General features: G+C 49.8%; 21 protein-coding genes and 1 pseudogene. 17 read left to right on the forward strand and 5 right to left on the reverse strand.

Annotation, left to right across the window (positions count from 1 at the left end):
• The first annotated feature begins 80 nt into the window (after window positions 1-80).
• The 10 genes and pseudogenes from JET16_RS07135 to JET16_RS07180 all read left to right on the forward strand — a co-directional run bounded on the left by JET16_RS07135 (window position 81) and on the right by JET16_RS07180 (window position 8,758).
• Window positions 81-431, forward strand: coding sequence for an ArsR/SmtB family transcription factor (locus JET16_RS07135; protein ID WP_199615130.1), 351 nt, complete (start codon window positions 81-83; stop codon window positions 429-431).
• 76 nt (window positions 432-507) lie between these two features.
• Complete coding sequence (locus tag JET16_RS07140; protein WP_199615131.1) at window positions 508-939, forward strand: RrF2 family transcriptional regulator; 432 nt, start codon at window positions 508-510, stop codon at window positions 937-939.
• A gap of 75 nt (window positions 940-1,014) precedes the next feature.
• On the forward strand, window positions 1,015-1,398 hold the full coding sequence (locus JET16_RS07145; protein WP_199615132.1) for an IDEAL domain-containing protein: 384 nt from the start codon (window positions 1,015-1,017) through the stop codon (window positions 1,396-1,398).
• Window positions 1,380-1,694, forward strand: a complete 315-nt coding sequence (gene trxA / locus JET16_RS07150) for a thioredoxin (RefSeq protein WP_199615133.1) — start codon at window positions 1,380-1,382, stop codon at window positions 1,692-1,694. Before JET16_RS07145 ends, trxA begins: the two co-directional genes overlap by 19 nt.
• Window positions 1,695-2,022: 328 nt before the next feature.
• Window positions 2,023-2,928: a penicillin-binding protein 2 gene (locus JET16_RS07155; RefSeq protein ID WP_199615134.1), complete on the forward strand. Its 906-nt coding sequence runs from the start codon at window positions 2,023-2,025 to the stop codon at window positions 2,926-2,928.
• Window positions 2,929-3,129: 201 nt separating this feature from the next.
• Window positions 3,130-4,224: pseudogene (gene ampC / locus JET16_RS07160) on the forward strand (class C beta-lactamase); the annotation flags it as partial.
• A gap of 69 nt (window positions 4,225-4,293) precedes the next feature.
• The gene (locus tag JET16_RS07165; RefSeq protein WP_199615136.1) at window positions 4,294-6,318 is read left to right on the forward strand and encodes a penicillin-binding transpeptidase domain-containing protein; all 2,025 of its coding nucleotides are present in this window, start codon (window positions 4,294-4,296) and stop codon (window positions 6,316-6,318) included.
• Window positions 6,319-6,396: 78 nt separating this feature from the next.
• On the forward strand, window positions 6,397-8,169 hold the full coding sequence (locus JET16_RS07170) for a BlaR1 family beta-lactam sensor/signal transducer (RefSeq protein ID WP_199615137.1): 1,773 nt from the start codon (window positions 6,397-6,399) through the stop codon (window positions 8,167-8,169).
• 18 nt (window positions 8,170-8,187) lie between these two features.
• On the forward strand, window positions 8,188-8,577 hold the full coding sequence (gene blaI / locus JET16_RS07175) for a penicillinase repressor BlaI (protein WP_199615138.1): 390 nt from the start codon (window positions 8,188-8,190) through the stop codon (window positions 8,575-8,577).
• 28 nt (window positions 8,578-8,605) lie between these two features.
• Entirely contained in the window at window positions 8,606-8,758 is a 153-nt protein-coding gene (locus JET16_RS07180) for a hypothetical protein (protein WP_199615139.1), read from the forward strand.
• Between the two features lie 275 nt (window positions 8,759-9,033).
• On the opposite strand, the gene JET16_RS07185 is transcribed toward JET16_RS07180, so the two are convergent.
• The 3 genes from JET16_RS07185 to JET16_RS07195 all read right to left on the reverse strand — a co-directional run bounded on the left by JET16_RS07185 (window position 9,034) and on the right by JET16_RS07195 (window position 11,390).
• Window positions 9,034-9,444 carry a hypothetical protein gene (locus tag JET16_RS07185; RefSeq protein ID WP_199615140.1) on the reverse strand — a complete coding sequence of 137 codons (411 nt, stop codon included), beginning with the start codon at window positions 9,442-9,444 and terminating at the stop codon, window positions 9,034-9,036.
• Complete coding sequence (locus JET16_RS07190; RefSeq protein ID WP_199615141.1) at window positions 9,420-9,719, reverse strand: hypothetical protein; 300 nt, start codon at window positions 9,717-9,719, stop codon at window positions 9,420-9,422. The genes JET16_RS07185 and JET16_RS07190 overlap by 25 nt, the downstream gene beginning before the upstream one ends.
• 387 nt (window positions 9,720-10,106) lie before the next feature.
• Window positions 10,107-11,390 (reverse strand): MFS transporter, encoded by a 1,284-nt coding sequence (locus JET16_RS07195; RefSeq protein ID WP_199615142.1) that lies wholly within the window; start codon window positions 11,388-11,390, stop codon window positions 10,107-10,109.
• A 189-nt stretch (window positions 11,391-11,579) separates the two neighbouring features.
• On the opposite strand from JET16_RS07195, the gene JET16_RS07200 reads away from it, so the two are divergent.
• Window positions 11,580-12,005: a universal stress protein gene (locus JET16_RS07200; protein ID WP_199615143.1), complete on the forward strand. Its 426-nt coding sequence runs from the start codon at window positions 11,580-11,582 to the stop codon at window positions 12,003-12,005.
• A gap of 54 nt (window positions 12,006-12,059) precedes the next feature.
• On the opposite strand, the gene JET16_RS07205 is transcribed toward JET16_RS07200, so the two are convergent.
• Window positions 12,060-13,472, reverse strand: coding sequence for a SulP family inorganic anion transporter (locus tag JET16_RS07205; RefSeq protein ID WP_199615374.1), 1,413 nt, complete (start codon window positions 13,470-13,472; stop codon window positions 12,060-12,062).
• Between the two features lie 339 nt (window positions 13,473-13,811).
• Between JET16_RS07205 and JET16_RS07210 the strand changes: the two genes are divergently transcribed.
• Both JET16_RS07210 and JET16_RS07215 read left to right on the forward strand, forming a co-directional pair.
• Entirely contained in the window at window positions 13,812-13,997 is a 186-nt protein-coding gene (locus tag JET16_RS07210; protein WP_199615144.1) for a helix-turn-helix domain-containing protein, read from the forward strand.
• A 25-nt stretch (window positions 13,998-14,022) separates the two neighbouring features.
• Entirely contained in the window at window positions 14,023-15,735 is a 1,713-nt protein-coding gene (locus JET16_RS07215) for a ribonuclease J (RefSeq protein ID WP_233531196.1), read from the forward strand.
• 28 nt (window positions 15,736-15,763) lie between these two features.
• On the opposite strand, the gene JET16_RS07220 is transcribed toward JET16_RS07215, so the two are convergent.
• Window positions 15,764-16,252 carry an SRPBCC family protein gene (locus JET16_RS07220; protein WP_199615145.1) on the reverse strand — a complete coding sequence of 163 codons (489 nt, stop codon included), beginning with the start codon at window positions 16,250-16,252 and terminating at the stop codon, window positions 15,764-15,766.
• 628 nt (window positions 16,253-16,880) lie between these two features.
• Between JET16_RS07220 and JET16_RS07225 the strand changes: the two genes are divergently transcribed.
• From JET16_RS07225 to nikC, 4 genes are read left to right on the forward strand one after another with little or no spacing between them, the layout of a single operon-like run.
• Window positions 16,881-18,113, forward strand: a complete 1,233-nt coding sequence (locus tag JET16_RS07225) for a GTP-binding protein (RefSeq protein ID WP_199615146.1) — start codon at window positions 16,881-16,883, stop codon at window positions 18,111-18,113.
• 51 nt (window positions 18,114-18,164) lie between these two features.
• The gene (gene nikA / locus JET16_RS07230; RefSeq protein WP_325176630.1) at window positions 18,165-19,718 is read left to right on the forward strand and encodes a nickel ABC transporter substrate-binding protein; all 1,554 of its coding nucleotides are present in this window, start codon (window positions 18,165-18,167) and stop codon (window positions 19,716-19,718) included.
• A gap of 1 nt (window position 19,719) precedes the next feature.
• Window positions 19,720-20,739, forward strand: a complete 1,020-nt coding sequence (nikB, locus tag JET16_RS07235; protein WP_233531198.1) for a nickel ABC transporter permease — start codon at window positions 19,720-19,722, stop codon at window positions 20,737-20,739.
• Complete coding sequence (gene nikC / locus JET16_RS07240; RefSeq protein ID WP_199615147.1) at window positions 20,736-21,554, forward strand: nickel transporter permease; 819 nt, start codon at window positions 20,736-20,738, stop codon at window positions 21,552-21,554. Before nikB ends, nikC begins: the two co-directional genes overlap by 4 nt.
• The last annotated feature ends 21 nt before the right edge of the window (window positions 21,555-21,575 follow it).

Genomic DNA, 21,575 nt, shown 5'->3' on the forward strand with positions numbered 1-21,575 from the left:
ATGTATTCGAACAATAGAAATATATCATGCATTATGGTAATATTCAATTATAAGTTTCGCGGTACGAAGGGGGATTTCACGTGAAAATTTTGCACCATCCGGACCGGGAGGAAATCCATTTGTCCTCCGTTCTTTATGCCTTAAGCGATCCGTTACGCCTTCATCTTGTGGCTACATTATATAAAGAAGGCGAGAGGGCATGCGGTGACATCGAGGTTCCCGTCGTCAAATCGACATTGTCCCATCATGCCCGAACGCTGCGGGAATCGGGCGTCATATACGTCCGTGCGCAAGGCACACAGCGTATCCTGTCCGTCCGGACGGAGGATTTGAACGCCCGCTTCCCAGGACTGCTTGAGTCGGTCCTGCACGCTTATGAAATCTCGGGCGACACAAGCGAGATTTTCTCTTGCGCCGATATGAAAAAATAGCCTCCGCCATTATTGACAATTGCAACTGTAACAAATATAATAACAGTAAGCATTCGGGAAAAGGGATGAATAACCGGTGAACAGCGAATTTACGATTGCAGTGCACAGCTTGGTTTTTCTCGCCTATAGACCGGATCGGATGGCTACAAGCGAGATGATTGCTCTGAACGTCAACACGCATCCGTCGCGAGTGCGCAAGATTATGAGCTGTTTGCGGAAGCAGGGCTTTGTCCGGACGAAGGAAGGAATTGGCGGAGGTTTTATTTTCAACCGCAGTCCGGATCAGGTTACGCTGGCTGAAATATACCGCGCAACTTCCATTGGCTCCATTAAACCGGCCTGGTGTTCCGGCAATGAGGACGAGGATTGCATGGTCGCGTGCAACATGGCGGAGGTTATGGATCAAGTATTCAGTGAAGCGGAACAACAGCTGATTGCATACTTCGAGCGGATAACGGTCGCAGACGTGCTGAGACGTGTACAAACCGCACAGCAGTTCAAAAACTAATTTTTGGGTAAACTGTTATTAAAATAGTGTCAGATGAATATTGCGCGTTTCAAATAATAAGGAGGGTGAACGGGAATGGAACGAATGTATTATGAACCGGTAAGAGACGGCGATTGGGTCAGCGGCACATCCGATATGGATGAAATATTTATCGGATATGTCGAGTCGATGGATGCCGGCGGCATGTTGACGGTTAGAGTGACTCAATGCGACCGGGAAGAAGCCGTAGGTATGTTAATTGAAACGAAGCTTTCCAAAGTGAAGAAATTGCCGCTTCACACGCCGACGAATCCGGAGGAATTGCGCAGTTTGATCGATCTCGCGCTGATGACGCACGATAAGGCGTGGTTTGAAGAGTTAAGGGCGATGCAAGCGATGTATTCTTTCAAGGCAACAGGTAGCGCCGGAAGAGGAAACAATGAAAAAGGAGAGGACCACAGATGGCGATTGTCAATATAACGGATAACCAATTTAAAGACACGATCAAAGAAGGGTTGGTGCTGGTCGATTTTTGGGCGCCTTGGTGCGGACCTTGCAAAATGATTGCGCCGGTACTTGAGGAGTTAAGCGATAAAATGGGAGGCGCAGTCACCATCGCCAAAATCAATGTGGACGACAATCCGCAAACGGCGGGCGAGTACGGAGTGATGAGCATACCGACCTTGATGTTGTTCAAGGAAGGCGAAGCGAAAGATACTTATGTCGGGTTTCGTTCGTTGGGTCAGCTGGAGGCTGAAGTTAAGCGATATTTATAATTAATGGTGTAATTAGTTTAGCCGGCGTAATTTACGCCGGCTTTATGTTGTGTAAATGCCTTGAAAGCAAGGGACCCGAGTGCTCAGTGAAAGTTAATGCAAGCTATGTATTCATATAAGGTACGATCAAAGAAGGTTTGGAGCTGGGAGCCGGCGTAACTATTTACGCCGGTTTTCTTTCTTTTGAAATTACGGCTAAACTTTCGGTATTTATTAGAGCCAGGGCATGAATAGAAAGTTTGACATTCATGGATTACGAATGTAGTATTATTAAGTGGATTACATAAGTAATCAATTCATGAAAGAGGAGGTAGGCGTAGGGGCAATTATGAAGAGAACGCTTCATAGCGACGACCCTCAACAAGAGATTGTCAAACGGCGGCAGTATACGTTTCGCATCAATCTTTTCTTCTTCGGCATTTTCGGTTTATTTTCCGTGCTGGTCATGAAGCTGGCGTTCATTCAATTCGTAGAAGGGGAAGAATTGTCTGCCCTTGAATCGCAACGGACCAAGAGGGCTGTTTCGATTCCGCCGATTCGCGGCAACATCTATGACCGGAACGGGTATCCGATCGCCTATTCCACGTCCACACAATCTTTGTATTTCCGGATGGAGCCTGGCACGGAAAGGGAAGATCTGATCGCGTTGGCGGAGAAGATCACCGAATTATTCGCCAAATACGGTGATCCTACGTTGGACCAGATGACGGTGTCCGACGTATTTGACGCAATGGATGTCGGCTACGATATTGATGGCAATGACAAAGTTTATTTGAACCGGATGTTCGAACCGCGCCGTGTAAAGGGTGGCTTAACGGATAAAGAGATCTCTTATGTAATGAGCCATCCGGAGCTGTTTCCCGGCGTCGAGGTCGTCGAGGAGAGCGTCCGCCACTACGATTCCAATACGATCGCCGCCCAATTGGTCGGTTATTTGAAGCCGTTCTCCACGGCAAACAATCAAAAGGAAGGCCAGTACTTGGATATTTACCGTGACAAAACGTATACCTCAGGCTACTTGCGTATGGAAGAGGTCGGCTTTGACGGACTGGAGTTTATGTATCAGACGGAGCTTCGGGGCATTCGTAACGTGATCGTGATAGCGTCGATGCCGGATTACGATCCGAATGTCTGGTCCGGAGGCATCTCAACGGAGCTTTACAATCAAATCCAGCCTTATTATCAGAACGGCGCAGCTTCTTTATTCCGTTGGAAACTCGCGAGTTTGTCTTGATTCCTGCACCAAAAGTGAAATGGGGACTGTATTTTGAATATTACACTTCAAGCAAACAAGTTAAAAATTGCCGTATTGATCACTTTGATCGTTATTCTGCCGCTAACCGGCTGCGCAAAGACCGAAGTGCCAACGGCTGCTGTCGAGAACGAAAAGAATTTGCCGTCAGCCGAACCGGCACCGGCCGAAGGCCGAGTCTTGCTCGAACACGTCGTGAATGAGGCGATCCGGCCTGTCATAGATCAGAACAAAGTGCCGGGTATGGCCGTGGCGGTCACGGTCCAGGGGAAGCGATATTTCTTTAACTACGGTATTGCTTCAAAGGAGAACGGGCAAAAGGTTACCGAGGATACGATTTTCGAGATCGGCTCGATCAGCAAGACCTTCACCGCAACCCTCGCGTCCTACGCGCAGGCGCTTGGAACTCTGTCTCTCTCCGACAATGCGAGCAAATATCTGCCTGCGCTCGCCGGCAGCAGCTTCGACAGGATCAGCCTTCTTGATCTCGGTACCTATACGGTGGGCGGTTTACCCTTGCAGTTTCCAGACGATGTCACCGATCAGGAAACGATGATTGCCTATTTCAAAAACTGGAGACCGGCCTACGCCGCCGGCACGTATCGGCTCTATTCGAATCAGAGCATCGGCTTATTCGGCTATCTGGCTGCCAGAAGCATGGACGAGCCTTTCGATGATCTGATGGAAGAAAAGCTCTTCCCGATGCTCGGCCTCTCGCGCACTTACATCAGGGTTCCCCAGGACCGGATGGGCGACTACGCTTACGGCTATTCGAAAGACAACAAGCCTATTCGGGTGTCGCCGGGCGTTCTAGACTCGGAAAGCTATGGCGTAAAGACGACCGCGGCCGACATGATCCGTTTCGTCGAGGCAAACATGAATGGCTCGGAACTAGACGAAACGCTGCGACGCGCGATCACCGCAACGCACACCGGATACTTCAAGGTCGGCGACATGATGCAGGGGCTTGGATGGGAAATGTACGACTATCCGACGGATCTTGACCGGCTGCTTGCGGGGAATTCCCCCGAGGTGATGTTCAAGGCGAATGAAGTAAGCAGACTTGCTCCGCCACTGTTGCCGCCCCAGGAAGGTGTGCTGATCAACAAAACCGGCTCCACGAACGGTTTCGGCGCCTATGTTGCCTTTGTCCCCGCCAAAGGCATCGGCATCGTGATACTGGCGAACAAGAACTATCCCATCCCGGCGCGTGTGAAGGCCGCATACCAGATATTGACGGCGCTGGACAGCCAGTTCGGCTTGACGAGCGCCCGCTGAGAAGTTTTCCTTTCCAGCGACGGCAAGCCTTTCATTGTTCCTTATACATGTCAAGATAAGAGGTAGGATATGAATAACGTTCGTTCTTTAATCTCCATTTTACTATTGCTAATTGTTCTGGCGGGTTGCAAAGAGGAGATTCCACCGGAAGACGTGTTCGAGAGCTATATCGGATATTGGCAGCAGGGACGCTATGAGCAAATGTACGAGCTGATTTCAGAAACCGCTAAAGATGCGTTGTCAAAGGAAGAGTTCGTCAATCGCTATCGTTCCATTTACGAGGGAATCGAAATGAGCAACCTCTACGTTGCCGCTGTTCCTCAAGACGAAGAAGCAGCAGGCGACGCACCGACCGTCAAAACATTCCCTTATCGACTTGTGATGGACTCCGCGGCAGGGCCCATAGCTGTCGACGGCGCCATGCAAATCGTAAAAAATAAAGAAACAAATCATGAATGGAAGGTTGAATGGAAGCCCTCCTTGCTATTCCCGTCGATGGATGAAGGGGATAAGGTGAACGTTCGTACGCTGAAGGCGGAAAGGGGGGTCATCTATGACCGGGTTGGCCGGGAACTTGCCGCGAACGGAAGCATTGAAGTTGTAGGGATCGTTCCGGGCGAGCTGGGGCAGGCCGGGGAGGAAACGATCGCCGAACTCGCGGAGAGGCTTTCGGTTCCGATATCGTTTATTCAGGAAAAACTCGCGGCTCCATGGGTCAAGGATGATCTTTTCGTGCCCATCGTCAATGTGACGGGAGATCGGGTTAAACTTGATTTCAGCGATTTGCAGGGGGTAACGAAAAGAGACAAAAGCGCAAGGATATACCCATACGGAGAAGCCGCCGCCCACTTGACCGGATATATTCGGCAAGTCACTGCCGAAGATATGGAGAAGCATCCGGAAAAACGGTTGGCTCCCGCCGACGTGATCGGGAAAGCCGGAATGGAACAGATTTACGACGATCGGTTAAGAGGACGGGACGGTGTCCATATCACGATCGTTAATGCGGACGGAGTGGTGAAAGAAACGCTTGCAAAGGTCGATCCGGTCGACGGAGAGGACATCCATGTGACGATCGACGCGCTGCTTCAGGAATCGATGTATCGATCGCTGGACGGAGACGCCGGCACGGGAGCGGCCATTCAACCTCGGACGGGCGAGATTTTAGCGTTAGTCAGCAGTCCGGCCTATGATCCGAACCTGTTTATTCAAGGCTTGTCCGAGGAACAATGGAATTCGTGGAACGAAGACCCCAACAACCCGCTGTTAAATCGATTTACCAAACTGTACGCGCCCGGCTCCGTTTTTAAACCGATTACCGCTTCCATAGGATTGCAGCTTGGGGTAAGCTCGGTCGATGAGATCAAAACCATCGGGGGATTACGGTGGGCGAAAGACGAAAGCTGGGGCAATTATTACGTGAAACGGCTGAGGGATGTTCCCGAAGAGAGCCTAACGGACGCTATCGTAAACTCGGACAATATTTATTTGGCTCAAGAGGCAATCGAGATCGGTGCGGACAATTTCATCAGGGAGGCGGAGAAATTCGGGTTTGGAAAACCCTTGCCGATTTCGTACCCGTTTCCGCAAGCCAGTTTATCGAACGACGGAATAACGAATGAAATCCTGTTGGCCGATTCCTCCTACGGACAGGGAGAAGTCGTTATGAGTCCGCTGCACCTGGCCTTATCCTATACCCCGTTTATCAATGAAGGGGAACTGATAACGCCCGTATTGGAACTTACGGACGACGAGGAGCTTCGGGAAGAGCCTTGGGGGGACCCGGTTCTGGCACCGGAAACAGCCGCAGCGGTAAACAGGATGCTGCTTGAGGTTGTCGAAAATCCGACGGGCACCGGACACGGGGCGTATATAAAAGACCGCAGGATAGCGGGGAAAACCGGTACGGCGGAGTTAAAAAGAAGCAAAGAGGAGAAAGGGCAAGAGAACGGTTGGTTCGTCGTTTATGATGCGGAACGATTCGAACTATTGATGGCCGTTATGATCGAGGATGTGCAGAATCGTGGCGGAAGCGCTTATGTCGTACGCAAAACGGCACCTGTTCTCCGAGAGTATATGGAGAGCCGGAATTGACACGTTTGGTTTGATAAATCTTCAATGACATGCGATATTTAGTAGTACCTCAATAAAGGTTGAAGGGGGACACTGAGCATGATTTTTTCAATGTTTGTTACGAGCCTCATCGTTTCTTTTGTTTCCGCAGCCGGAATTATGCTGATAAAAGCAATCTTTCGAAAGCAGCTTACTGCGAAATGGCACTATAATATATGGTTTTTATTGTTGATTGCATTAACAATCCCTCTGCTCCCGAGTCATTTATTTCATTTCGGAACTTTTTTTGCCGGCTTCGATGGGAGTCTGAACCATGAAATAGGTGTTTCTGCAACCGCCCCAGGGAATCAAGTACCCGAAAATGATGATTGGCTGCAGGATTTTACGATTTCCGTAAATCGCGCAGCTCCGCCGTTACTTCAGAACATTACAGCAGCATTTTGGTTAGCCGGGATGCTCGCTTTTGCTATTGTAACCATCCACTCTTGGCTCCAAATCAAGGATATGAAAAATAAGTCCCATCGCGTAACGAATAAAGAAGTTTTAGACTTGTTAGAGCGGTGCAAACAGCAGCTGCATATCGATAAAGATTTGGTTGTCTTGGAGTCGCCGCTTGTAAAATCTCCGATGATTGTTAGTTTGTTCAAGACTTATCTTGTGTTTCCGGCCCGATTCTCCGACTGGCTTTCTTTAGATGAAATCAAATATATTGTCCTGCATGAACTGACTCACTTAAAAAATAAGGATAACATCACGAATTATTGGATCGTGGCGTTTCAATTGATCTACTGGTTCAACCCGCTCATATGGATTGCGTTTGCAAAAATGAGACTGGATCGTGAAATCGCCTGTGATATCGCGGTACTGCAATCATTGGATGATCGCTGCCGTGTCGAATACGGCAATACGATTATCAACTTTGCGGACAGAGCGTCACGGTCCGCGAAGTTCGCTTTGGCAAGTCAACTCGTCAGTCCGACAAGTCAAATCAAGAAACGCATCGAAACGATTGCAAGCTTTCAGGCGGAATCAAAGCGGCAGAAGATCAAGAGCATTGCCGTAGTTTTGCTTGCAGGCCTCTTGGTTTTAAGTCAGATTCCGGTCGTCTCCGCGATGGCCCGGGAAGATCAAAGCTATTCCTTTACTGGAGAGCGTGTCCTTTACGAGAATCTAAGCGCCTATTTTTCCGGTTATGAGGGAGCTTTCGTATTATACGACATGCAAGCCGATCAATATCGTATCTACAACGAACGGAAAAGCACCCAGAGGGTGTCCCCGAATTCCACTTACAAAATTTATAGCGCTTTGTTTGGTCTGGAGTCCAACGTCATTTCGGGCAAACATTCGACAATCGAATGGAACGGTGAAACGTATCCATATGACGAATGGAACAAGGACCATAATTTGTTTACGGCGATGAAGAGCTCCGTGAATTGGTATTTCCAAGCGATGGAGAGCAGGATGGAACGCAGGGATTTGCAGGCATATCTAAAACAAATTCATTATGGGAATGCCGATATTTCCGGTGGACCGGAGCCCTTTTGGATGGAATCTTCATTAAGAATATCCCCGGTTGAACAGGTGCAATTACTGAGGGCATTGTATACAAACCAATTCGGATTCGAGGAACAACATATCCGGACCGTGAAGGATGCGATCAAATTGGAAGAAAAGGATGGAGCGCTTCTTTCCGGCAAGACCGGTACAGGCGCTGTAAATCATAAAAATACGAACGGTTGGTTTATCGGGTATGTAGAGAACAAGGGGAACACCTATTTCTTTGCAACGAACATCCGGAATGAAGATCGCGCGAACGGGAGTAAGGCTGCCGATATTACATTAAAGATTTTGAGGGATAAGAGGATATATTGACATTGGGGAGTGATGGGGATGTCAAAACAAGTGCCGAGAATATCGGAAGCGGAATGGGAAGTTATGAACGTGCTTTGGGAAAAGGCACCGCGAACGGCTAGCGAAGTTATTCACGTTTTGCAGGAAAAAACGGATTGGAAGCCCAAAACGATCCGTACTCTGTTGGATCGTCTGGTCAAAAAACGGGTAGTTGGAGTCAACCAGGAACAAAAAGTGTACACCTTCATTCCGCTATACACGCAAAACGAATGTCAACACGCTGAGGCTCAGTCTTTTCTAAAACGAATTTATGGAGGGACGATGAAACCGATGCTCGTTCAGTTTTTCGAAGAGCAATCGTTAACGGAGGAGGAGATCAAAGAGCTGCGCGCGATTTTGAATGAGAAATCCGAAAAGCATAACAAATAAGGTTGGGCGGGTGAATGCGGACTGACGATTGAAGAAACGGAAAAAAAAGAAGACCGTGAGTATCGCGGCCATGATCTTGGCGAACTGGGTGAAGCGGCTGAGATCACAAGCGAAAAACTGGAGGCAGCGGTTAAAGCGTTGGAAGCAAAGCTGCAAGAGAAGCCAACGGACAAGCCCCTAACTAAAAGGGCAGTACGCCAACTCCGCGGCCTTACGAGCTTTCGAACAAGCCAGGACAACGGCCACAATAACACAGGGTAGAGGATAGATGAAAAAAGGGCCCAAATAGCAACGAAGATCATGCCGATGTTTCGAAGGCCGTAATACTCCGTTGTAGTGATCTTGAACCTTCCAGCAGTTCCAATCCCAAGGATGCGATTACGGACAAAATCATTGAAGTAAGCTACAAGGCTATGTGTTTGACTACCGTCAAAAACATCCACCACCGTATTAAATTTATTTACCGTAATTTTGAAGACCGTCTTGTATTGATTCTAATCTCGTGAGATGCGGCTTAAATTGATTTAGAAAACCTTTTTTGGCTACAGTCTCCATATCATTCCAACCATAATACCGGTCGTAATATTCCTGAAACGAAGCAAATGTCTTCTCCATGGAACGCAGTTCTTCTGCGAGTAAAGCTAGCGTATCCTTCGTATTTTGGCTGATCAGTTTCGGCTTTGCTTTCCAGTACCGGCCGCTGACGAAGTACATAACGTTCCCTACCTCAGTGCGAAAGTGTAACATATACACATCCTCTTGCTCTTGCTGCGCGGTCAAGTCAATGAAACCTTCCGACGTCCCAGGCTTCTCAAGGTTGGTATAGCTGTCGCTGAACGTGATTAAAAGAGAAATATGTTTATCCAAGGCGTCCGCTTGTATTTTGCCCTTTCAATGATTACTTGTATTTTCGCAGGGTCCTCATCATCGCTCACCGCGCTAAGCTCCTCCAACGTTTCCGCAAGCGGAAGAAAAGATGGCGTCTGATCTAAGAAGCTGAAAAAAGCCAAGTCATTTTTCGCTTCGTACTTCGATGATAATACATTGAACCTATGATTAGCTTCGTTGATCTTGTCGCGGTAAATGAGGGTAACCGTTAAAATAATAGCCGCACTAATCCATATAATCCTCTTTGCTGTCATCTTGATGCTCCTTATTCTATTTGCTTCCTATTGTAATATATCTCTCCTTGGGCGAAGTCAGGGCGATTATGGAAGTTTTGCACCTTTTCAATGATATTTTGCTTCCGGCGATACCGGTCAAAAAACCGTGATCCGCTGCCGTCATGCGATACCACACACCTCGCGCCGGCAGATAGGGGATTTTCAAGTACTTATTGGATTGATTCTCCCGGCTGGCAGCACAGATAAGGGTTTCCGGAGTACCTATTTCCTCGCATTCGCGGGCAAACATCCCTTTTTCACTCATATAAGTACCTGAGAATCCCCTATGCTGTTGCGCTCTTGCAGGTTTAGGCGAAAATAAGTACGCCAAAATCCCTTATTTGTATCCGGGCACCATCAAGCGCATCAAGACAACCCTCTCTTCCGCCGCGGAGGCTTCGCCACGAATGCCAGCACCGCGCCGCCGGCCCAAATAAGAGCGGAAAATATAAGCACGCCTGTGTAGTTACCGAACCGGTCGTACGCCCACCCGAATTGTACCGGTCCCAACGCGGAGCCGATCACTCCCGCGGTGTGCGTAACCCCTTGAATACTCCCTAAATATTTCCTCCCGTAGTAATTCGGCCAAATCACACCCAACGGGACGTTCATGAAACCTTGGGAAATGCCCCAAGCGACGGCGAAAACAATGACTGCCGCATGAGAATGAGCGAAAATCAGTATTACGGGGACAACCATGTTCATCGCAAAAGTGACGCTTAACATCCGGTGCGCTTTCACCCGTTCCACAATAAAACCCGACAACAGAGAGCAGCCGAAGCTGACGAGCGGGATCAAGCTTAAGACGAACGCCGTGGTGACCCGGTCGATTCCCTGATCGGACAGTATGGGGAAGATTAGAAAAATTATGCCGGTGTTAATCATAGCCGGAATTGCGCCGCATATCATAACAAACCAGAACGCTCTAGTCCTTAACGCTTCCGACAACGTCCAGGAGTCTTCGAGCGACGGCGCGTGTTCATCGTCCGGCCGCCCGGTTTCGGCTTTCATTCCGTCCGGCAATAAGCCGGCGTCTTCAGGCTGATTGCGCACGAAATAGTATGCAATCGGCACAAAAATAAAAAGTGCGGTCCCCAAGACGCGCCATGCATTCTGCCAGCCGTACGCTTCAATCAGCCAGTTGATGAGCGGAGGGAACGTCGCGGCGCCGAGCAATCCGCCCAGACCGGCGAAGCCTAAAGCTCGCCCTCTATATTTGAAAAACCATTGCGACACCAGTGTGTTCGGAATCAACGTCATGGAACCTTGTCCGAAATACCGGACCATAAAAAATCCGAAAAACAGCATGACCGGTCCCGTTACGAAGCTGTTGAAAAAACATGCGGCGCCAAGCATCATGGCCGCCAGCGCTAACATGATTCTGCGTCCGAACCGGTCGACAAGGCGCCCCATAAAGAACAACAGCAAACCGGATGCCAATGTGGCGGCGGAATAAATGGAGGATATGGCCGTTTGGTTCAGGGAAAATTCCTGAATATAGGATGCTATAAAGACCGAATTGGAATAAGTTTGGCCCGGTCCTGAAAAAAAGACGCCCACTCCTCCAATGAAAACAATCAGCCAACCGTAAAAAAATCGGGTTTGCAGCGGAGGCTGCGACCCGGACTTCCTCATAGCTTGATTTCTCATACGATGCGCTGCCCCCTGCTGTCGGTGCTTGGAAATAAGGAAATTACGTTATAATAGCTCCGATTTGAGCATATTCTTTTCATTTTACCATTGCCGTTGGAGTTTGTCCGCAAGCCGGGCACTCGCAACTTTACAAAGTGATATTGTTCGTCTAAGATGAATGAAAGCGTTTGAAGGAGTATTTGAACGATGTTTGAAAAAATTCTTCTCGCGACGGACGGTTCTTCCCATGCCAATCGTGCGGCGGAAGCAGCAATCCGGTTATCCAAGGAACTAAATAACACAACGGTTACCATATTGCATGTGAGCGCTTCAGCGCCCAAACGAAGCGAGTTATTGCTTGCGGACTTCGATGTCAAAGCGGTCTTATTGGAGGAAGCGCATAGGGCAATCATAAAAACAAAGGTAAGATTTCGTGAAGAAGGCATTCCGTTCCAACTGCAGGTTGCCCTTGGGGACCCCGCCGAGGAAATTGTGAAAACAGCCGCAGACAGAGATTTCGGATTGATCATTGTCGGCAGCAGAGGTCTGAACCGGCTGAATGAAGTTTTATTGGGAAGCGTAAGCCATAAAGTGGCGCATGAAGCCCGATGTCCGGTTATGATAGTGAAATAAAGGACAAAATAAAAAGAACACAGCGGGTGCAATGCTGTGTCCTTCTTTAACATACTAGTGACCGGATGGCGCCGACAACCCGATTTTCTCTACTAAAATTTTGCTTTCTTCATTGAGACCGGTAATATGCGCCTCTTTGCCTAACTGCTGATACTTCAAGGTGACTTTCGCAATAGCGGTCACCGCCGAATGATCCCATACATGCGAATTCGAGAAATCGATAACGATTCGATCGGGATCGTTTCTTGCATCAAACAGTTCGACAAAATGCGACATCGTTCCGAAGAACAGTTGTCCGTGCACTTTATAGTGCTTCACACCATTAGAACCAAGTTCGCTATGAATCTTAATGTTCGAGGCGACACGCCATCCGAAAATAACGGCGCTCAGAATGACTCCCGCAAAAACACCTTTAGCCAAGTCATGAGTATAAACGACAGTAACCACAGTTACAATCATGACGAGGGAATCGCGGAAAGGCACCTTTTTTAATTCAATCAGCGATTTCCAATCAAATGTGCTGATGGAAACCATGATCATAACGCCTACTAATGCAGCCATTGGAATTTGCTTTACCAAATCGCCGAGAAACAGAATAAGGATTAACAAAAATACGCCTGCAACCAAAGACGACAAACGGCCCCGGCCGCCGGACTTCACATTGATTACCGATTGGCCGATCATAGCGCAGCCCGCCATACCGCCGAAGAAACCGGTAATCGTATTGGCGATTCCTTGGCCCCGAATTTCTTTGTTTTTGTCGCTTTTGCTATCCGTCATTTCGTCGACGATCGTTGCTGTCAATAACGATTCGAGTATACCGACTAACGCAAGCGGAATAGAGTAAGGCAGAATGATGAACAAAGTCTCAAGGTTAAGCGGAATATTGGGCAAGTGGAAGAACGGCAGCGTGCTCGGAATTTGCCCCATATCGCCAACTGTTCTTACATTAAACCCGGCAAAAATCGACACAATTGTAATAACAATAATAGCTACTAGTGCGGAAGGGACAGCTTTTGTAAATCTCGGCAATACGTATATGATAACCAATGTTGCGGCCACCAATGCGTACATGATCCACGAAGCCCCTACAAACTGGGTAAGCTGCGCCATAAAGATCAAAATCGCAAGCGCGTTGACAAAACCGATAATTACCGAGTGCGGAATGAAAGTAATGAATCGGCCGAGCTTCAGTACGCCCATCACTATCTGTATAATGCCGGTTAATACGGTTGCGGCAAGCAAATATTCAATGCCATGCTTTGCAACGAGCGTAACCATCAGCAGAGCCATCGCTCCCGTTGCCGCGGAAATCATGCCCGGCCGCCCGCCGACAATTGCAATAATAACGGCAATACAGAACGATGCATACAACCCGACCATCGGGTCGACACCTGCAATGATCGAGAATGCGATAGCTTCAGGTATTAGTGCAAATGCCACAGTCATACCGGCTAAGACATCCATCCGAACATTGGAAAACCAGCTTTCTCTCCATCTCTCCAAATTCAATTTTTTATCCTCTCTTTCTGTATTTTTGCGGCTAACCACTCTCAGGCAAGCCAGGGCCGATGTTCACAAGGACTTATTATACAGACATTCTTACGGCTTGACTAGACTAAAGATAGAGTGTAAGCGTTATAAGGAAATAATTTAACATTTGCTTCATTTGAATTAAATTAAATATAATGATTTATTATTGAGTATAACGAGGCCAAACGGGCCGCTACACAAATTGTGCAGGAAACGTTATAATGAAACCGTTGTCCATTAGTACAGATCGGGCCAACGAGTATTGGAGGAAACATGGTGGATTCCGAAATATTGACGATTTCGCAAGTCGCTAAATATTTGCAAATAAGCGAAATCACTACATATAAACTGGTGAATGACGGAGTTATTCCCGCATTCAAGATCGGCAGGCATTGGCGAATCAAGAAGGACGATTTATCCGAGGTCATTGAACGGTTAAAAAAAGGCGAGAGGCTTTAAATCAAATAACAGAAGGGACACAAAAATGCCGGAAAACAACATGCCCAATAAACGCACTTCATATGTAAAAATCTTTGCTCTTGGCGGGTTGGACGAGATCGGAAAGAACATGTATGCCGTCCAATTCGGACATGAGATTATTGTTATCGATTCCGGGGTGAAGTTCCCGGGTCCCGACATGCCCGGGGTGGATTACATCATCCCTAACATTCGTTACTTGGTTGAACATCAAGAGATGGTGAAAGCCATTATTTTGACGCACGGCCATGAAGACCACATTGGCGGCTTGCCGTTTGTCCTCCAACAATTGAATGTTCCGATTTACGGGGCATCACTCACCATCGGATTCGTGAGAGCGAAGCTTGAAGAGCACGGATTGCTGAATCAAACTCAACTGCATATCGTTAATGAGGATTCTACTATTTCTTTCAATAAGATGACCGTACAGTTTTTCCGTACGCATCACAGCATCCCTGACTCGCTTGGGATTGTGGTGCAGACGCCGCAAGGAAACATTGTGCATACGGGCGATTTCAAATTCGATTTCACGCCGGTCGACAAGCAAACGGATTGGTCCCGGTTGGCCGAGATCGGAAGACAAGGCGTGCTTGCGTTGTTGGCAGACAGCACAAACAGTGAGAAGCCCGGCTTCACTCCGTCCGAAAGAACGGTTGGGAATTCGATCCGGGATACTTTCAGAAATTGCGGCGGGCGCATTCTGTTTGCTACATTCGCCTCCAACGTCCATCGGCTTCAGCAGGTGGTCGAGGCTGCCGAAGAAACCGGACGGAAAATAGCGATCATCGGACGAAGTATGGAACGGGCGTTCCGCATCGGTCAAGAGCTCGGCTACATTCGCCCGGCGAAAGAAATGATTATTGATATGGATAAGATCGATCAATATCCGGACAACAGCATCGTTATCGTATGCACCGGGAGCCAGGGCGAGCCGAATGCCGCATTGACCCGAATTGCGAACGGTTCGCACAAATATGTATCCGTTTATCCCGGCGACACGGTTATTTTCTCTTCATCCCCAATTCCCGGGAATACTCAGAACGTAAATAGAAGCATCGACCGTTTGCTGCGTTCGGGCGCGGAAGTTATTTCCGGATCGATCTTCGACATTCACGCTTCGGGACACGGGTGCCGCGAAGATCTTAAGCTTATGCATGCGTTTATGAAACCGACATACTTTATGCCCATCCACGGGGAACACCGGATGCTGGTTCAGCATGCGCAGCTTGCGGAAGGGATGGGGTTGGAAAGAAAGAACATTTTTGTTATGGATAACGGTCAAACGCTCACCGTTTCCAAACATATGGCTAAAGTCGGCAAAACGATAACGGCAGGCAATATTTTAGTCAAAGGAAAGATGATGAACGAATGGGAAAGCACGGTCATGGAGGAGAGGAAGCGGCTTTCGGGGGGAGGCGTCATGATTGTCAACCTGGTCGTCGATTCTTCCCGAAACAAGCTGTTGGCGGGTCCCGATTTGGTTACGCGCGGATTCATTTACGTGCGTGAAGCCGGCGACACTATATCCCATGCGACGAAATTGATAAAGCGAACGATTGCAAAGCTTGAAAAGAGGGAGAAGTTCGACCGGAAATTGTGGGATGACCAGATTGTCAATACGCTGTCTGCTTACACCGAAGGTTCCATGGGCAGATCGCCCTTAATATTGCCGGTTATTATGGATGTAGTGCCGAAAGAAAAGCGGAGTGCCAGCGTATAAGCTGGCACTTGCTTTTTTCTGCCGGTCCTTACAAGGCTGACAATAATTCCTCCAGGCGATCCAGCGTCGAATTCGCTCCCTCGATGGCTCCGTACTCCTTAACGACCATGTCTCGCGCGGCCGCCGACTTGAACAGCATGCGCATGGTAAGATGAGTCTTCTTGGTGCCTTGTTCGGCCAACGTCACCGTCACCTGAAATTGGTCGGGATCATTCTCCGATTCCCCATGGGAATATACGAGACGTTCGGGTTGTACGACCTCGTTATAGACGATGGTATTTTCATAGTCGGTGCCGTCTGGGCCGTGCATTACATAGCGCCAAACTCCGCCGGGTCTGACATCAATCTGTTTGACAGTGTTGGTGAAGCCTTTCGGCCCCCACCAGTGAACCAAGTGCTGCGGTTCGGTCCACGCCTTAAATACAAGCTCGCGAGGCGCGTCGAATACTCGGGTGATGACGATTTCGCGGTCCGCTTCATTCGCAGCGGTGTTGTTGGTTGCCATATTTTCGGCCATATGTATTCCTCCGCAATATTAAATATGTTCCAGTGAGCTATGACTAAAATATACCCTAATTGGAATATTCCTGTCAAGGTATACTATAAAAAAACGGAGAGCACATTATGGAAGAAGTGCTCCCGTGCATCTCCGTTTCGAAGTCAAGGATGACTATCTGTTCAATTTTCTTTCAATTGCTCTGATTTCTCGTTTGATTTCCCGTAAACCGAACCGGGGGTTGTCCAGTTTTCTTTCAATATTCCTCACTTCGCGCTTGATCTCCCTCAATCCGAATCTGCGATTGTCGAGCTTTGCTTCAATGCGCCGGACCTCTCTCAAGATTCTTCTCTGAATGTGAGTCATACTAACACTCCTTCCTTTCGCATGTTACAAATGCCAGAATGGATTTCTCTGACAATTGCTCGCTTTATATTCTATTAATGCAAGAAAAAGAGGTTAGGGTGATTGACTTGGTAATGTAGTGGATTTTATCCCCAAACGTGGAAGCTCCGCTGCGAAAACCGGATACGTCTTATCAAAAAATATATTGACAACCATGGATCGGTTTCATTATAGTCTTAATCGTAATGATTACGATTAATGACGCCGGCCGCAATACCAAGGCCGGGAAGAGGAAGTGTGGAAGATGACTGCTAATTCGCAAAAGAAAATTCCGGTTACCGTACTGAGCGGATACCTCGGTTCCGGTAAGACGACGCTGTTGAATCACATTTTGAATAATCGGGAAGGCCTTAAGGTTGCAGTTATAGTTAACGATATGAGCGAAGTAAATATCGATGCCGCCTTGGTGAAAAATGAAGCTCATCTATCCAGGACCGAAGAGAAGCTGGTGGAGATGTCGAACGGCTGTATTTGCTGCACTTTGCGCGACGACTTGCTCAAGGAGATTGAGACTTTGGCCAAGGATGGGCGTTTCGACTATATCCTGATCGAATCCACAGGAATTAGCGAACCGGTACCGATCGCCCAGACATTCTCCTATGCGGACGAGGAGACCGGCATCGATCTGTCGCAATACGCCGCTCTAGACTGCACGGTTACGGTCGTGGACGCATACCGGTTTTGGCATGACTTCGCTTCAGGCGAAAGCTTGCTTGACCGGCAGCAGGCGGCGGGCTCGGATGACACCCGCGACGTTGTCGACCTGTTGATCGATCAGATCGAGTTCTGCAATGTGCTGGTGCTGAACAAATGCGATCTCGTGAGCGAGGACGAGGTGAACAGGCTCGAAGGCGTACTTCGGAAGCTGCAGCCTGCGGCAAAAATAATACGTTCCGTTAAGGGGCAAGTGCCGCCTAAGAGTATTTTGAATACGGGTCTGTTCGACTTCGAGCAAGCGAGCCAATCGGCAGGCTGGATTCAGGAGCTTCAAAAGCCGCAGCATACGCCGGAGACGGAGGAGTACGGAATCAGCTCCTTCGTGTTCCGTAGAAGGAGACCGTTCCACCCCGAGAGATTGATGGCATTTTTGGAGGATTGGCCGGAGGATGTGGTGCGGGCCAAGGGAATCGTTTGGATCGCCAGCCGCAACGATATGGCCGGAATACTCGGCCAAGCGGGGCCTTCCATTCAATTGGGAGCCACCGGTCATTGGATCGCCGGTCTGCCCGCGGATGAACGGAGCCGCCTTCTGGCGGAGGAGCCGGGGCTCGCCGCCGTATGGGACGACACTTGGGGAGACCGCATGAATGAAATTGTGCTCATTGGTGTGGGCATGGACCGTGCAGCGGTAGAAATTTCTCTGGACGCTTGTCTGCTGACGGATGAAGAGATGAACGCGGACTGGATGTCGTTTACGGATCCGCTGCCGGCGTGGCCTGCGGTTGAGCCGCAAGAACCCGCTCGGACTGCGGTATAGGATTTATTAAGTCGGCGCAGAGAATGCGCGCAATTAGGGAGAGAAGAAGCTGTGAAATCGAAAAGAAACGTAAAAAAAGCGATAACACTCATACTGGCATTGGTGGTTGCGATCACGGCGGCGGGCTGCGCGGCGAAGGAAGCGGCGCAAAGCGAAGGAGAAGGGCAGAAGAAGGTAACTTTAATGCTTCATTTCAAATCGGCTACGCTTGATCCGCATAACGATTTTATTTCGGTTCGCGCAGGTGTGACGGAAACGCTGGTGAAGCTGGACGAAAACTTGAAGCTGCAAGGGTGGTTGGCGACAAAATGGGAGGCCGTGAACGACACGACGTGGACGTTCACCATTCGCGACGGGGTCACCTTCCACGACGGTTCGAAGCTTGACGCGGCGGCGGCGAAGGCGTCGCTCGAGCGCGGGCTGAAGGTAAGCAAGAGACTCACTGGATTGAAAATCGCGTCGATGGAAGCGGACGGCCAGACGCTGACCATAACGACGTCGGAGCCGAATCCGGCCCTGCCGTCGGAACTCGTCAATCCGTACGCTTCGATCGTGAACGTGGCGGCGGAGCAGACGATGGGCACGGAGGCGTTCAACAACGCGCCGGTCGGGACAGGACCGTTCAAAGTAAAAAGCTTTACGCCCAACATCGAAATCCAATTGGAACGCTACGACGATTATTGGGACGGGGCGGCGAAGCTGGACGAAGCGGTAATCAAGTTTAACGAAGATGCCAACGTTCGCGCTCTTGCGCTTCAATCGGGAGAGGCGGACATTGCTTGGAGCTTGCCGGCGGAAAGCATTGAGGTCATCAACAAAGAAGAGGGTATGCATGTCGAGTCGGAGGCAAGCCTTCGCGTACATTTTATATTATACAATCAACAGAAGCCCTACATGCAGGACTTGAAGGTAAGGCTGGCGTTGAACCATCTGTTGAACAGGGAGTCCGCAGCCCAAGATGTCATGCTCGGCAACGCGACGGCGGCGAACGGGCCGTTCAACGACAAGCTTCCGTTCGGCAGCGACGCTCCGGTAGTGAAGCTTGACATTGAAGAAGCGAAGAAGCTGCTTGAAGAAGCCGGGTTTGCTATGGGTGCGGACGGCAAAATGGCGAAGGACGGCAAGCCGCTCACGCTGGAGCTCATCACATACGGCGCAAGGCCGGAGCTTCCGTTGATCGCCCAGCTGCTGCAGTCTGACGCGACGAAAGCCGGAGTTACGATTCAAATTAAGAGCGTGGAGGATGTTGATAACTACCTTGTGGATAATCAAGATTGGGATTTGGCGACCTACAGCAACCTTACGGCTCCGCGCGGCGACGGAGGATATTTCCTCAACAGCGCCTTCATGCCGGGAGGCGCGCTGAATCCCGGCAAGATCGACATTCCGGAGCTTAATGAAGCGATTGAAAAGCTAAATCGTGAAAATGATGCGGACCAACGGAATGAATTGACTAAGCAAGCCGCTGCGATCGTGGACAAGGAAGTGCCGCACAGCTATGCCGTGTTTCCGAATCTGATCACCGGTGTCAATGAGCGGATCGTGAACTGGAAGCTCGGCAGGGAAGAATATTACATTCTGAATCACACCATGGATGTGAAGTGATTTGTTTGAGTTGATTCGCGGAAGACTGACCCAATTGATCGTGGTCCTATTCGTGCTGTCGCTTGTCACGTTCACGCTGATGAAGCTGGCTCCCGGCGACCCGGTGAGGGCGATCCTCAAGCCGGACGAATTTGTGGTGACCGAATCGGCCGAAGAAGAGCTCCGCAAGGAGCTCGGACTGGATCAGCCTTTTCTTGTTCAATACGGCCAATGGCTGTCAAAGGTGATCCGGCTTGATCTGGGGACATCCTATCTGACCGGCAAGCCGGTATCGGAGTTGATCGCGAGCCGCTTGCCGGTCACTCTGCAGCTGGCGGCCGGGGCGTTGGCAGTCATTCTGCTGATCGCTTTTCCTCTTGGTGTGCTAGCAGCCCGGTACGCCGGAGGATGGCCGGATCATATCAGCCGCTTGCTCGCGCTGGCGGGCGCTTCCGTGCCGAGCTTCTGGCTCGGTCTGCTGCTGATATACTTCTTCGCATATAAACTTAAATGGTTGCCTTCGATGGGCTTCGGAACGGTACCGCAGATGATTTTGCCTTCTTTTGCGCTTGGCTTCGCCTTTGCCGCCATGTACGCGAGAATTTTGCGGGCGGGGTTATTGGAAAGCATATCCCAGGATTACGTTCTTGCCGCAAGGGCAAGAGGCGTACCGGAGTGGCGCATCGTAACGCTGCATGCGACCCGGGCGGCTTTGCTGCCGGTGATCACCTTAATCGGTCTTAATATCGGAACGATGCTGGGCGGGGCCGTCGTCATCGAGGTTATATTTTCTTGGCCCGGACTTGGAAGCATGGTGATGAGCGCGATCCTGGGACGGGATTATCCCGTCATTCAAGGTTTTGTTCTTTTTACGGGGGTTGTTGTAGCCCTCGTTAATTTGGCGGTGGACCTGTCCTATCGTGTCATCGATCCACGCATCCGCTACGTAACGAGGCAACCGAAGGTTGTCCGCGAAGGTAACACCGAAGCAACGAGGCAACCGAAGGTTGTCCGCGAAGGTGCAAAGGAGGGGATGCTGTGAGCACTGTCATTCGCCAACCTCTTGCGCTGACGGGCGCCGTTGTGTTGGCCGTCATCCTTGTTCTGAGCTTGTTAGGGCCCCTGATTGTGCAGAACGATCCGTTTGCGGTGAACATGGCCGAACGTCTGCAGCCGCCTAGCATGGAATATCCGTTGGGCACGGATTCCATGGGACGATGTATTTTTTCGCGGCTTGCGGTCGGCGCTCAACATACGTTGGGAATTACCGCTCTGGTTGTCGGAATGATTATGCTCATCGGCATTCCGGCCGGGCTCGTGTCCGGTTACGCGGGAGGCCGGTTGGATGCGCTGCTGATGCGGGTGAACGACGGAATTACGTCGTTGCCGGAATACATTTTGGCCATTGCCGTCGCGGGGTTTCTGGGTCCCAGCCTCACAAATTTGACGATTGCGATCGTTCTCGTGAAATGGACCGGGTACGCCCGAATCGTAAGAGGCATCGTCCTGTCCGAGCGGGAAAAGGAGTACGTGCTCGCAGCTCGCGTTGGCGGCTGCAGCGCTTGGAAAATATTGTTCCGCCATTTAACCCCCCAGGTTATTGCGCCGGTGCTGGTCTTGGCGGCGCTTGACGTGGGTAAGGTGATTCTCACGATATCGTCGCTGTCCTATCTCGGATTGGGAGCCCAACCCCCGAATCCGGAGTGGGGAGCGATGCTGAATGACGGAAGGGCGTATTTTCAATCCGAGCCGCAGCTGATGCTTATTCCGGGAACGGCAATTTTGTTGGTGGTCATGGCGTGCAACCTGATTGCCGACGGGCTCCGGGACACACTGGATGTAAGGAACACGTATTAAAAACGGTCGATCGAAAGAGGT

The sequence above is a fragment of the Paenibacillus alkalitolerans genome (assembly GCF_016482785.1).
Classification (GTDB): Bacteria; Bacillota; Bacilli; order Paenibacillales; family YIM-B00363; genus Paenibacillus_AE; species Paenibacillus_AE alkalitolerans.